Source organism: Variovorax sp. PDC80, from assembly GCF_900115375.1.
GTDB lineage: Bacteria > Pseudomonadota > Gammaproteobacteria > Burkholderiales > Burkholderiaceae_C > Variovorax.
The window spans coordinates 343,894-356,072 of sequence record NZ_FOWG01000004.1 but is presented as its reverse complement, the minus strand read 5'-3'; the positions used below and the strand labels follow the sequence as shown (position 1 = coordinate 356,072).

Sequence of the window (12,179 nt, the reverse complement as noted above, 5' to 3'; positions counted from 1 at the left end):
CTCAGCGTCCTCCCTGCGGTGCCACCGGCGCGACCAGCAAGGTCACTTCCACGCGGCGGTTGCGCGCGCGGTTGGCCGGCGAGTCGTTCGGCACGATCGGGTCGGCATCGCCGCGGCCCTCGGCGCGCAGCCGGTCGGGGCGCGTCATGCGCGCGCCGATCATCTTGCGCACCGAGTCGGCCCGCGCCTGCGACAGGTGCCAGTTCGACGGGAAACGCACGCTGCGGATCGGCTGGTCGTCGGAGTAGCCGTTGATCAGCACGCTGCCATCGACCGCGTTGAGCGCCTCGGCCACGCGGTTGAGCACCGGCACGTAGCGGTCGAGCACCTTGTCGGCACCCGAGGCGAACAGGCCGTCGCCGCGCAGGATCACCACGCTGCGGTCGGCCTCGTCGCGCACGCTCACCAGGCCCTCGCGGATCTCGGCCTCGAGGAAGCGCTGCAGCCGCGGCTGCGGCGCGGGCTGCGCCACCGCGCGCTGCGTCTGCGGCAGGCGCACCGCGTTGATCGCGGAGAAGGCGCCGTCGGAAGTACCGCCGAGGTTGAAGGTCAGGAGCGCGAAGGCGATCATCAGCAGCACCGCGGCCACCGCGCCCACGGCCCACACCGGCAGCCAGTTGCGCGTGCGGCGCACCGGCGCGCTGGTGTCCTGCCAGTGCGGCGACAGCGGCACGGCGATCTCGCCGCGCGTCTGGCGGATGATCTGCAGCAGGCGCTGCTTGAGGGTCTCGAGCTGCGAGCGGCCGTTGTCGATGACGCGGAAGCGCCCCTCGAAGCCCATCGCGAGGCAGAAGTAGATCAGCTCGATCAGGTGCAGGTGCTGCTGCGGGTTCTGCACCAGGCGCGAGAGCAGCTGGAAGAACTTCTCGCCGCCCCAGGTCTCGTTGTGGAACATCACCAGCAGGCTCTGCGAGGACCAGATGCTGCCGCCCCAGGGCGTGAGCGCGGCCGCCTCGTCGACGGCGGTGCACAGGCAGTAGCGCGCGCCGATGATGACCTCGGGCGAGATGCCGCTGTGCTGCGCGCGCGTCTCGAAGCGGCGCACCTCGTCGACCAGGTGCTCGCGCAGCTGCGCGGGCGAGTCGTGGTGGCCGGTGGCGCGGATCTGCGGGATCAGGTCGAGCAGCGGATTGGCCGCGGCCACCAGCGGGTTGTTGCCGGCCAGCGCGGTGTCGCCCGCATGCGGGCGCCGCGTGTCGTGAAAGGCGGTGAAGGCCTGCGGCTGCTCGCCGAGGCCGCGCGGCGCGTTCAGCGGGTTGTTGCCGCCGCCCGGATTCGGCGGCACGAAGCCGCCCGGCCCGACGGCCACGTCGTTGATGCCGTTCATGCGATCGCTCACGGACGGATGGCCCAGAACTCCATGGCCAGGCCGGGGAACTCGCCGGCCAGGTGCATGGCCACGCCGCCCGACTTCTCGAGCTGGCGCCACATGTCGCCGCTCTTGTCGAGCTCGAAGTAGTGGTAGCCCGCGTTGTAGGGAATCTGCCGCGGCGCCACCGGCAGCGGCCGCACGGTCACGCCCGGCAGCTGCAGCTGCACCAGGTCGCGGATGCGCTCGACCGAACCGATCTTCACCTGCGTGGGGAAGCGCTGCTGGATCGCATCGGCCGGCAGGTCGGCATGCACCGCGAGCACGAAGCCGGCGTTGCGCACCAGCACCGGGTCGGGCATGCGGCCCACGCGCACGCCGTGGCTGCGCTCCTCGAGCTCGATCGCGATCGCGCTCTGCTCGAGCACCGCCGACAGCGAGCGGCGCAGCTCCTCCATCAGCGGGCGGATGCTCTCGTTGAGGTTGTCGTGGTCATACACCGGCCACACCACGGGCCGCCGCGTGGGCGAGGTGTGCGTGGCCAGATGACAGGCGAGCTTGAACCAGTCGACGAACAGTTCCTCGGGATGCACCTGCACCGCCTGCTGCGCATGCCAGGTGAGCGCGAGGTAGCGGTTCACGAGCTCGAGCAGCAGGAAGTCGGACACCTCGCTGACGCCGCCGCGCCCCGGCTGCGAGAGCCGCGAGGCCAGCGCCTCGGAACGCTGCGTGAGCAGGCCGTGCAGCTCGGCCACCATGCTGCGCAGCATCGGCTGCGCCGACACGTCGAGCACCGGCGGGATGTAGTTCGCGTCGATCACCAGCTTGTGGTCGGTGCGGCGCTCGATCACGCGCAGCGCGCCGATCGCCTGCCACTCCGCGGTCAGCGACGAGGCGCGCACCAGCCGCAGCCGCGGCGCCGCAAGCTGCAGCACCGCCGGTCCCAATGCAACTGCGTTGCCATCGGCGACTTCGCGCTCGACCACGTGGAAGCGCGCGGCCGAGGTCGTGTCCTCCGCGAAGATGACCTCCTCGCCGCCGGGCCGGCGCAGCGGCAGCGCGAGCACCACGAGCTCGTCGGTCAGGTCGCCGGGCACGTCGTAGGGAACGGGTGCGTCCTCGACGCCGAAGGAGAACGGCGTGCCGTCGGGCATCACGCCCGCGCCGCCGAGCAGCGAGACGCGGCCCAGCGCATGCGCATCGCGATCGATGTCCAGGTGCAGCCAGCCCCAGTACGCACCCTGCAGCCCCGCGGTGCGGCGCGTCACGTACTGCTCGACATAGCGCTCCAGTTGCTGGAAGTGCTGCGGCCGCAGGTACATGCCCTCGGACCACACCACGCGATTCGCCAATGCCTGCGGATGGGCGCCCGTTCTGCTGATGGCGCCCGGATTGCGAACTGTCACCAAAGAAAACCTCCTGGAGTGCGGCCACTGTCGTGCGGGCGGTCCATCGTCGCGACGGCCTCCCTGCATGGGCGCAATGCGTGTCGATGCTACACGGCGATGTTTACGATTTGCACCGTTTTTGCAGCGTCGAGGTGTCGGCCTACGTGCGGCGCACTTTCGTACTAGGGCGTGCGTGCAAGTGCTACGAAATCACGTAGTCGGCAACAGTTCGATACCGCTCTTGCGGATCACGATGCGAACCTTTTGTTCACTCGGAGAGAACTGCCAGACCTTGTAGAGGTTCGTCTGCTTGGGCTCCTTGAGCGGCAGCACGAGGCGCCAGCGCGCGTTCTCGAGCTTGCGGTAGCCCGCGATCACGCCGATGGCGCGCGAATCGAGGCCGGCCTCGCGCTTGAAGGTGCGCTCCTCGCCGCTGCGCAGAATGGCCTGGTCGGCATTCACGAGTTCGGCCGCGAGCGTCTCGCGATCGCGGTCCTGCAGTGCAAAGTAGTCAGCCGTTTCGAAGTTGCCCGAGGACTTGAGTTCGAAGACCTTCACGAGGATCGGTGCGGCCTGCCCGCGGCCATCGGGATTGACGCCGTCGTCGACCTTGATCGACACCGCGTAGGGCGTGGGCATGGACTTGGCCGTCGATGCACAGCCGCCGAGTCCGGCGAGCCATGGCGACGTCACGATCGCACTTCGCAACAGGGTTCGTCGATGCATGGGTTCTCCATCGAAGTTCGCACCTATAGTATCGAGACGTCATGCAGGGCCGATGTCGGCCGACGTGCCGTCATATCGATGCGGCACAGTATCCAGGCTTAACTTTGCAAGGCAGGAGAGAAGATTGAAGTCATTGCTGTGCGCTCTGTTGATCCCGCTCTTTCTGATCGCAGGCTGCGACACCACGCCGAAGGCCCCCGTCGATCCGGGCCCGCCGCAACCCGAACGCCTGAGCCAGCAGGTCGCGCGCACCACGCTCGAACGCGCGCAGCAGGCCTATGACGACGGCGACTACGCGAAGGCCATCTCCACGCTCAAGAGCGGCGGCGTGTCGGTGTTCGATGCGGCCGAGCCCACCACGCGGCTCGCCGCGATGAAGCTCGAGGCCTTCAGCTACTGCGTGGCCAACCAGCTGCCCGAGTGCCGCACGCAGTTCCTCAAGATCCTCGACGCCTTCCCCTCCTTCGATCTCAGCATCGCCGAGCGCAAGCATCCCGTGTGGGGCCCCGCGTTCGAAGCCGCCAAGAAGATGAAGCGCTGACGGGCCTCCCGCGCCAGGAGCCCGTGTCATGAACTGGGAGATGCCATGCGTTGGACGGTGATCGAACATGCGGGCAGGCCGGTGGCCGCGGGTCCGTCGGCCCTGCTCGCGGCCCCGGGCGGCACCATCGGCCGCAGCCCCGACAACCACCTCGTGCTGCCCGACGAACAGCGGCAGATCTCGCGCCTGCAGGCCACGGTGCGCTTCGACGACGAAGGCCGCGCGGTGCTGCGCAACATGAGCGCGGTGCTGCCGATCAGCGTGAACGGACAGACGCTGCGGCACGACCAGGAGTCGCCGATCGCCGAGGGCGATCGCGTGACCATCGGCAGCTACGTGCTCGAGGCCGCGCCTGCGAGTGCAGCAGCCACGAGCCGCGCGGCGCCATCGATCGCGGCCGCCGAGCCCACCATCGCATGGCCGCCCGCGATCGAGCCCGCGAGTTCGCGCCTGGCGTCGGCCCCCGCGAGCTCGCGCATCGCATCGACACCGGACTTCGGCGCGCAGGCCGCGTCGCTGCCGACGTCGGTGCCGCCGCCCGCACCGGCCCATCCATCACCGATGCCCGCGGCAGCGCCGCTCGATGCGCTGCTGCCGCAGGCACCGGTGTCCGATGTGTTCGCCGACCTGTTCGGCGCGGGCGCGCTGCCGATCGGCGACACGCATGCCGCGCCGCCGCGCGAAGTGCCCGCGCCGTCACCGGTGCAGCGGCCGTCTGCGCCCGCGCCCGTGGCCGCACCGGTCTTCACGCCGTCGCCGCCCCCCGCGTTCGCGCCTCCGCCCGCCGCGACGCCGTCACCCTTCGCGGTGCCCGCACCGGCACCGGCACCGGCCGCGCGCTCGGCCATGCCCACCGCGGCCGACTGGGACGCGATCCTCGCCAACGCGCCGCGCCGCGTCGACAGCACGCCCGAGCCCATGCCCGACCCGTTCGCGCACGAGCCCTTCGAGCTGCCCTCGCAGGCGCGCAGGAACCCGGCCGATCCGCTGGCGCAGCTCAATCCCGGCGCCACCACCGACGTCTCCGACTTCGCGCTCAAGCGCGGCATCGATCCGCTGTCGCTGTTCGCGGCCGACCAGCATGCGCCCTCGCCGCTGTCCGATCCGCGCCCCACCGCGCTGACGCATGCGCCCGCGCTCGAGGACGTGCATCCCGCGATGGACCTGCTCGAGAAGCGGCCGACGGTGCCGGGCTACAGCCAGTCGAACCATGCGCGCGAGGTGTCGGGCCAGTTCCGTCCACCGACGCCGATGCCGCTGCCCGTGGCGCAGCCGCCCGCGCGCATGGTCGAGCCCGAGCCCGTGCGCGAGGCGGCGCCCGCGGCGCCGGTCGCCGCGCCGCCCACCGCATCGATGCAGGGCGCGCCCGTCGAGGCCGCGCTCGCGTCGATGCCGACGCGCGCACCCGCCACGCCCGCCGAAACGCCGCTGCCGGCGGCGCTCTCGACCATGGCCCCGGTGGCGGCGCCCGTGGTGGCACCCGCGCCGGCCGTGGTCGAGGTGCCCGTCGAAGTCGTCGCGCCGAAGGCGAGCCCCGAACCGGTCGCCGTCACCGCACCTTCGAGCCCCGCCACCGACACCGCGCCCGCGCTGCCCGCGGCCTCCTGCGAGGCGCTGTTCCGCGCCTTCCTCGATGGCGCCGGCGTGCCCGACGTCGCGGGCCAGCAGCAGCTCGATGCCGAGATGATGCGCAGGCTCGGCCGGCTGATGCGCGCCTTCACCGACGGCACCATCGAGCTGCTGTCCTCGCGCGCGATGCTCAAGCGCGAGGTGCGCGCCGAGATCACGATGATCGTGGACGAGGAGAACAACCCGTTCAAGATCCTGCCCAACGGCCGCGCGGTGCTGATGCAGATGTTCGGCGCGCGCATGCCGGGCTTCCTGCCGCCCGAGGCCGCGGTGCACGATGCGCTCGGCGACCTGCAGTCGCACCAGCTCGGCATGGTCGCGGGCATGCGCGCCGCGCTGCTGATGGTGCTGCAGCGCTTCGATCCCGAGGCGCTCAAGAAGGACACGCCGCACGACGGCGGCCTCGGCGAGAAGCTGCTGCCCGGCGGGCGCGAGGCGCGCCTGTGGCGCCAGCTGCAGCAGCTGCATGCCGAGACCACGGCTGCCGTCGAGGACGACTTCCAGGCCGTGTTCGGCCGGGCCTTCCAGCAGGCCTACGACCGGGAAATGGAACGATTGAAGGAGGCACGCCGTGCTTGAAGCGACCCGCACGACCCCGTTCGCCGTTCCGCTGTCCACGTCGCAGTTCTCCTGCGTGGGCGAGCGCAGCGGCAACCAGGATGCGATCGGCTACCACCTCGACGACTGGTTCGGCTGCTTCGTCGTGAGCGACGGCGTCGGCGGCAACGCCGGCGGCGAGCAGGCCGCGCGCACCGCGGTCGACACCGCGCTCAATGCCTTCGTCGCCAACCCCTCGGTGGCCGCCGAGGACATCCAGCAGTGCGTGACGCGCGCCAACGACGCGATCCTCGCGCGCCAGCGCGCGCAGGCCGAGCAGGGAAAGATGAGCGCGACCTTCGTCTCGCTGTTCGTCGACCGCAGCACCGGCCAGGCGCGCTGGGCCCACGTGGGCGACAGCCGCCTCTATTGGTTCCGTCGCGGCGTGCTGATGGAACGCACCGAGGACCACAGCCTGTCGCAGCGCTCGCGCGAAGGCATGGCGCAGGGCGAGGCCGTGCCCGCCAACGGCGCGCAGGCGCTGATCCAGAGCAACCTGCTCTACCGCGCGCTGGGCGCGCGCGAGCGCGCCGAGGCCACCGTCTCGGGCACGCAGCGGCTGGCCGACGGCGATGCCTTCCTGCTGTGCACCGACGGGCTGTGGCAGCTGATCTCGCAGCAGGTCATGGAGCGCTCGCTGCAACTGGCCGACAGCGCCGAGGAATGGCTCGCGCTGCTGCGCCGCGCGGCCGAGGCCAAGGCCGACGAGTCGCGCGACAACTTCTCGGCGCTCGCGGTGTGGGTGGGCTTCCCGCAGCAGGTGACGCTGGCGGGGACGGCCACGCCGCGCTGAGCGCGGGGCCCGGCGGCTTCAGGCCGCGAGCACCAGCACCTTGAGCTGGCTCGGCACCAGCCGCATGCCGACGATGTTGCAGCGGTTCTGCAGCGTGATGCTGGTGACGCGCGTCGCGGGCGTGCCCTTGAGCAGCACCGTGAAGGCGCCCGTCAGGTGGCGCGACTGCTGCATGAAGGTCTGCGAGATCATGCCGCCGAGCACCCCGGGCTGATCGCCGAGCGTGATCGGCGTGACGGTCGCCATGTTGTGGGCCGGCATGCCCATGAACAGGATGTTCCAGGCATTGGGAATGGCCATCGGCCCCAGCGCCATGTTGGGAAAGGGAATGGGCACCGGTGTGCGGCACACGTCGGGGAACGCGAGGTCCATCCCGAACAGCTGGCAATTGGCGAACATGCGGCCTCCCTCCTCAACCCATGTGGATCTGCGCGGCGTCGACCTTCACCAGGTCCTGCCCGGTGACGGTCGTGTGCCGGCCGTGGATGCGCACCGTCTCGCTGGCCTTGCAGTCGAGGTGGCGCACGCGCGACTGGTCCATCTCGTCGACGATGCGCAGCGTGTTGCGCGCCATCTGCACGATGCGGTCGGCCACGGTCTCGAAGACCTTGCCGAACAGCTTCGCCGTGCCGGTGGTCGCCTCGACCTCCTTCGCCGTGAGGCGCAGCGCGTCGGTGCGGCAGTCGGCCCTGTCGGCCTGCATCGACCACTGCTGCGCGCTCATGGCGAGCCGCGTGCCGCTGCGCAGCCGCACCTCGCCCTCGCTCTCGATCGCGACCGGGTGCGCGTTGCCGCCGAGCACCAGCGCGCCGTCGACCTCGATGCGGCTGACGGCGGCATCGGCCTGTTCGAGCACCGCGATCAGGAACACGCGGTAGGCATCCGGCCCCGAGACCAGCACGGTGTCGCCGAGCTGCGGCTTGAGCAGGCAGCTGGCCGCGCGGCGGCAGGTGCGCAGGCCGCCGGCCTCGTCCTCGATGGCGAACTGCCCGTCGGCCAGCAGGCTGCGAACCGTGCCGATCGAATGAACCGGGGACGAGGCGTCGGGAGCGACGCGCAGCGGAACGACGTTCATGGTGATTTCCCTTTTCGAGCTCGGATGAAACGATGGCGCGGCATCAGCGGGCGTCGGACCACGACTGCGCGCGGTGCAGGTCCGGGTCGTTTTCGATGATGCCGCCGCGCCTGGAGAAACGGGTGCCCTGCTGGATGGCGCGGTGCAGGCGGGTGCGCAGGAAGTGCGCATCGACGAGGTCCGCGTCCGTGAGGTCGGCATAGGAGAAGTCGGCGTCCTCCAGCCCGGCCTGCGCGAAGCTCGCGCCCCGGCAGCGCGCGCGATGGAAGACGGCGAGCGGCAGCCGGGCCTGCGCGAAGTTCACGCCCTCGAGCGCGGCATCCACCCACAGCGACTGGTCGAAGCGCCCCGCGCCGCAGTCGGCGCCGGCCAGGTCGGCCTCCGCGAAGATCGTCATGCAGGCCTCGGCCCCGCCGAAGCGCGCGCCGCGCAGCGAGGCGCCCTTGAAGTTGCTCTGCGTCAGCGTGGCCTGGCGGAAGTCGACCTCGTCGAGCCGCGAGTCGGTGAACTGGCAGCGCGGCAGCACGAGCCCGGCGAACTGCTGGCGCGCGAGCTCGCATTCGAGGAACACCACGCCATCGCCCTGGAACTGCGCGAAGACGGTGCTGCGCAGGTCGAGCTTGAACATCGTCACGGATTGCAGGCTGGCGCCGGTGAAGTCGCTGCGCGCCAGGTTCGACTCCGTGACGGTGGCCTGCGCCATGCGCCGGGTGCGCAGCGAGGCCTCGGTCAGGTCGCAGCGGAAGAAGGTGACGCGGTCGAGCAGCGCGTCGTCGAAGCGCGCGAGCGCCAGGTGCGACTCGACGAACCCGGCCTGCTCGAGCAGGGCGCCCGAGAAGTTCGCGCGCTCGAAGCGCCCGCGGAACAGCTGCAGTTGCCCGCCCTTGGCGCCCGCGAAATCGCAGTCCGCCATCGTGCAATGGCTGAGGATGCCGCCCGAGAGGTCGGCGCCGCGGAAATCGGCACCGGTGAAGTCGATGCGGTCCCACAGCGCGCCCGACAGGTCGAGCCCGCGCAGGTCCCAGCCGCGGCAGTCGAGGCCCTGGAGCTGCACGCCGTGGCGCACCGCATCGAGCAGTTCGTCGAGGGTCATGGCGTGGCCTCCGGATCGCGCCGCGGCCAGACCTTGGCATGCTGCGTGTAGGCATCCTCGAGCAGCGTGGTGGCATCGATGAAGGCCTGCGACACGTCGGCGCGGAACAGGTTGGCCTCGCGCAGGTCGCAGCCCAGCAGGTTCGACTTCGAGAAGTTGGCGTCGATCAGGTTCGCCCCGCGCAGCGAGGCGCGCGCGAGGTTCGCGCGCACGAACAGGCTCTCGCCCGCGACGAAACCGTCGAGCCGCGCGTCCGACAGATCGCATTCCGACAGGTCGCAGTTCTCCAGCCGCACCGCGCTCAGGTCCGCGGCCGCGAAGGAGGTGCCGCGCATGCCGCACTGCTTCATGAAGGCGCCCACCGCCGTCACGCCCGCGAACGCGCTGCCCAGCGCGATGCTGCAGGCATCGAAGCGCGCATGCGAGAGATCGACCTGCGCCACCAGCCGGACCGTGACGAAGCCGCAGCGCACCAGCCGCGCGGCATTCAGCGACACGCGCTCCAGGCTGCATTCGAGCAGCAGCACCTGGTTGAGCTCGGCCTGGTCTAGCACCAGGTCGCGCAGGGTCATGCGGCGCAGCGCGACCTGCGTCCAGCGCGAGGACTGCATCGCGCAGGCCACCATCTCGGTCTCGTGCAGTTGGGTCTGGTCGAGCTGCGCGCCGCGCAGGTTGCAGCCCGTGAAGCGCGTGCCGTGGCAGAGGGTCTCGCGCAGGCTCACCGACGAGAGGTCGCAGTTTTGCAGGTGCGCGCCGCCGAGGTTGGCCTTGTCGAGCCGGCTGTCGGCCAGCAGCGTGCCGGTCAGCAGCGCGCGCGCGAGCACGGCTTCGGTGAAGTCGCAGCCCTCGAGGTTGGCGCCCTGCAGGTTCGCGTCGGCCAGCACCGCATGGCTGAAGTCGGCACCGCGCAGGTCTATGCCCGAAAGGTCGGCGCCCGTGAGGTTCATCCTCGAGAAGTGGCGCGCCCCGGGCGCGGCCGCTTCCAGCCGGCGCCGCAGCTTGGCGGCGCGGAAGCTGGTCACGCGCGGGGCCTCGGGCGCCAGGTGCGCCGAGTACAGGCGGCCCTGCAGCTTCAGCGGATCGGTCTCCAGCGGCGGGTCGGCGTCCTCGTCGGCCTGGCCTTGCTCGTCATCCCCGAAGGCCGACGGCGCCGGTTCCTGCGGTGCCGTCGCGCGCTCGGCCTCGACGCGCGCCACCTCGCCCTCGAGCCGTTCGCGCGCCTGCTGCGCCTGCGCCTCGGCCCGCTCGAGGTACTCGGGCAGGTCGTCGAAGCCCGGCAGCACCTCGGGCACCGGCAGCGGCGCGAGGTACTCGGCGGGGTCGAGCCCCTGCGCGAGCAGCTCGGCGCGCTGCTGCTCGTGGTGCCGGCGCATGCCGGCCTGCAGGTTGCGCGGCAAGGGCTCCGCCAGGGTGTCGGGCATGCGCATGGCGGTCCATTCCGCCAGCAGCGCGCGCGGCACCAGGTCGCTGTCGCGCAGCACGTGGACGGCGCTCTTCTCCGGATCGATGCGCTTGCGCAGCACGTCGGCGTAGTGCGCGTCCGTGCGCGTCGCATCGGGCAGTTCGAGCGACGGCATGATGTGCTTCACGTCGGCCGCGTCGTCCTCGCGGATCGGCGTCGAGCCGTGCCACACCAGCACCACGCGCTCGCGGTCGGGAAAGAACCAGGCGGTGCTGAGTCCGAGCTCGACCCGGCGCAGCGCGCCGACCTCCTTGTCGAAGTTGAGGTGGCACACGGCCTGCCACGGCGGCAGGTGGCCGCGCAGCACCGGGATGCTCGGGTGCATGTTCCAGATCTCGTAGGGCGCGCCCGCGGGCAGCGCCGGCTGGCCGAAGCGCTGCTCGGGGCCGGCGGCATTGAAGAAGCGCCAGTCGAGGTCGTCGGCGAAACCCGGAAAGCCGTTCTGCAGCCAGGCGTCGTCGTAGCGCGTGCCGACCAGCGCCATGCGCTGCGGCGCATCGGGCAGCAAGCCCGAGAACGAGGCCGGCCGCGGCCGCTGCCCGCGGCGCTGGATCTGCTGCCCCACCACCTCGACGTTGGGCAGCCGGCAGGTCTGCACGCCGTTGACGAGTTCGTCGACCGTGCCCAGGCCCAGCGGGTTCTCGGGCACGTCGGGGCCGCCGAAGGCATGGCGCCAGTCGAGCGGCATCCGCTCGAACGCGGCCGGCTCGGTGATGTGGCCGCCGAGCCAGAAGCGGTCGCCGAACACGGCCAGCGAACGATCGACCGTGCCCACGCGCAGCCGCGCCGCGCAGCGGGTCTTGTCCTCCTGGTGCGCGGTGTAGGCGAAGCCGCTGGCCAGCACCTCGGCCTCGCCCTTGGGCATGCTCATGTCGAGCACGCTGCCGGGGTCGAGCACCTCGCCCGCCATCTGCCAGAGCTCCTGCTCGGGCTGCAGGCGCGGCTCGGCCTCCAGGCTGGCGCAGGCCAGCACGGCGATGCCCAGGTGATTGCCGGAGCGCCATCGATAGGGGCGGGTGAGCAGGCTGAGGCGAAAGGGCTTGACGATCTTCAAGGGTCGGTTTCGGAAGGGAAGGCTGCGCGCGATGCCGGCGCGGGATCAGAAGGAAAAGCCGGCCGGCCCGGCGATCGGCGAGATCACCAGGTCGGTGGCGGGCGAGGCGGAGGCGAAGCGCACGAGCACCGGGCGGCCCACCGCGTACAGCGGCAGCTCGTTGAGCATCACCACCTGCTGCACGCCGACCTGGCGCTCGATACCGCCGCGGTCGGCGAAGCGCACGGTGAGGTTCATCAGCGGGCTGGTGTCGCTGTAGGCATCGCCGATCTCGCTGCCGACGATCACGCCCTGCGCCTGCGCGTCGAAGCCGCGGCTGCGTGCCTCGCGGCGGCGGATCTCGAGCAGCTCCCAGGCGCCGCACAGCAGCGCCGAGCCCGCGAACATCGCGGCGATGCATGGCAGCGCCAGCCACATCGGGAAGGTTTCCAGCGGCACCAGCATCGGCAGCAGGCCCGCGGCCACCAGCACGGCACCCAGGACCCGGATCCAACGTCGGCGGGGCATGGCGG

At 71.2% G+C, this 12,179-nt stretch carries 11 protein-coding genes; 3 read left to right on the top strand and 8 right to left on the bottom strand.

Annotated features, from left to right (window positions below; all coding sequences use genetic code 11):
• Position 1: 1 nt before the first annotated feature.
• The 3 genes from BM109_RS15040 to tssJ all read right to left on the bottom strand — a co-directional run bounded on the left by BM109_RS15040 (position 2) and on the right by tssJ (position 3,423).
• Positions 2-1,327, bottom strand: a complete 1,326-nt coding sequence (locus BM109_RS15040; RefSeq protein ID WP_093343921.1) for a DotU family type VI secretion system protein — start codon at positions 1,325-1,327, stop codon at positions 2-4.
• 8 nt (positions 1,328-1,335) lie between these two features.
• Entirely contained in the window at positions 1,336-2,718 is a 1,383-nt protein-coding gene (gene tssK, locus BM109_RS15035; protein WP_093343919.1) for a type VI secretion system baseplate subunit TssK, read from the bottom strand.
• A gap of 189 nt (positions 2,719-2,907) precedes the next feature.
• Entirely contained in the window at positions 2,908-3,423 is a 516-nt protein-coding gene (tssJ, locus tag BM109_RS15030; protein WP_093343917.1) for a type VI secretion system lipoprotein TssJ, read from the bottom strand.
• 124 nt (positions 3,424-3,547) lie between these two features.
• On the opposite strand from tssJ, the gene BM109_RS15025 reads away from it, so the two are divergent.
• Genes BM109_RS15025 through BM109_RS15015 form a run of 3 tightly spaced genes read left to right on the top strand, consistent with a single transcriptional unit; the run spans position 3,548 to position 6,983 of the window.
• Positions 3,548-3,964: a TssQ family T6SS-associated lipoprotein gene (locus BM109_RS15025; protein ID WP_093343915.1), complete on the top strand. Its 417-nt coding sequence runs from the start codon at positions 3,548-3,550 to the stop codon at positions 3,962-3,964.
• A gap of 45 nt (positions 3,965-4,009) precedes the next feature.
• Positions 4,010-6,172 (top strand): type VI secretion system-associated FHA domain protein TagH, encoded by a 2,163-nt coding sequence (gene tagH / locus BM109_RS15020; protein WP_093343914.1) that lies wholly within the window; start codon positions 4,010-4,012, stop codon positions 6,170-6,172.
• Positions 6,165-6,983, top strand: coding sequence for a PP2C family protein-serine/threonine phosphatase (locus BM109_RS15015; protein WP_093343912.1), 819 nt, complete (start codon positions 6,165-6,167; stop codon positions 6,981-6,983). Before tagH ends, BM109_RS15015 begins: the two co-directional genes overlap by 8 nt.
• 18 nt (positions 6,984-7,001) lie before the next feature.
• On the opposite strand, the gene BM109_RS15010 is transcribed toward BM109_RS15015, so the two are convergent.
• Genes BM109_RS15010 through BM109_RS14990 form a run of 5 tightly spaced genes read right to left on the bottom strand, consistent with a single transcriptional unit; the run spans position 7,002 to position 12,174 of the window.
• Positions 7,002-7,382, bottom strand: coding sequence for a DUF4150 domain-containing protein (locus tag BM109_RS15010; protein WP_093343911.1), 381 nt, complete (start codon positions 7,380-7,382; stop codon positions 7,002-7,004).
• Positions 7,383-7,395: 13 nt separating this feature from the next.
• Positions 7,396-8,058 (bottom strand): DUF3540 domain-containing protein, encoded by a 663-nt coding sequence (locus BM109_RS15005; RefSeq protein ID WP_093343909.1) that lies wholly within the window; start codon positions 8,056-8,058, stop codon positions 7,396-7,398.
• A gap of 43 nt (positions 8,059-8,101) precedes the next feature.
• Complete coding sequence (locus BM109_RS15000) at positions 8,102-9,151, bottom strand: pentapeptide repeat-containing protein (protein ID WP_093343907.1); 1,050 nt, start codon at positions 9,149-9,151, stop codon at positions 8,102-8,104.
• The gene (locus tag BM109_RS14995) at positions 9,148-11,667 is read right to left on the bottom strand and encodes a DUF2169 family type VI secretion system accessory protein (protein ID WP_093343905.1); all 2,520 of its coding nucleotides are present in this window, start codon (positions 11,665-11,667) and stop codon (positions 9,148-9,150) included. Before BM109_RS14995 ends, BM109_RS15000 begins: the two co-directional genes overlap by 4 nt.
• A 45-nt stretch (positions 11,668-11,712) precedes the next feature.
• A complete protein-coding gene (locus BM109_RS14990) occupies positions 11,713-12,174 on the bottom strand; it encodes a hypothetical protein (RefSeq protein ID WP_143129170.1) in 462 nt (153 codons plus the stop codon).
• Between the last annotated feature and the right edge of the window lie 5 nt (positions 12,175-12,179).

Excerpts from the sequence above, each read along its gene's own strand:
- BM109_RS15040 (WP_093343921.1), bottom strand. The coding sequence starts at position 1,327 with ATGAACGGCATCAACGACGTGGCCGTCGGGCCGGGCGGCTTCGTGCCG.
- tssJ (WP_093343917.1), bottom strand. The coding sequence starts at position 3,423 with ATGCATCGACGAACCCTGTTGCGAAGTGCGATCGTGACGTCGCCATGG.
- tagH (WP_093343914.1), top strand. The coding sequence starts at position 4,010 with ATGCGTTGGACGGTGATCGAACATGCGGGCAGGCCGGTGGCCGCGGGT.
- BM109_RS15010 (WP_093343911.1), bottom strand. The coding sequence starts at position 7,382 with ATGTTCGCCAATTGCCAGCTGTTCGGGATGGACCTCGCGTTCCCCGAC.
- BM109_RS15005 (WP_093343909.1), bottom strand. The coding sequence starts at position 8,058 with ATGAACGTCGTTCCGCTGCGCGTCGCTCCCGACGCCTCGTCCCCGGTT.
- BM109_RS15000 (WP_093343907.1), bottom strand. The coding sequence starts at position 9,151 with ATGACCCTCGACGAACTGCTCGATGCGGTGCGCCACGGCGTGCAGCTC.
- BM109_RS14990 (WP_143129170.1), bottom strand. The coding sequence starts at position 12,174 with ATGCCCCGCCGACGTTGGATCCGGGTCCTGGGTGCCGTGCTGGTGGCC.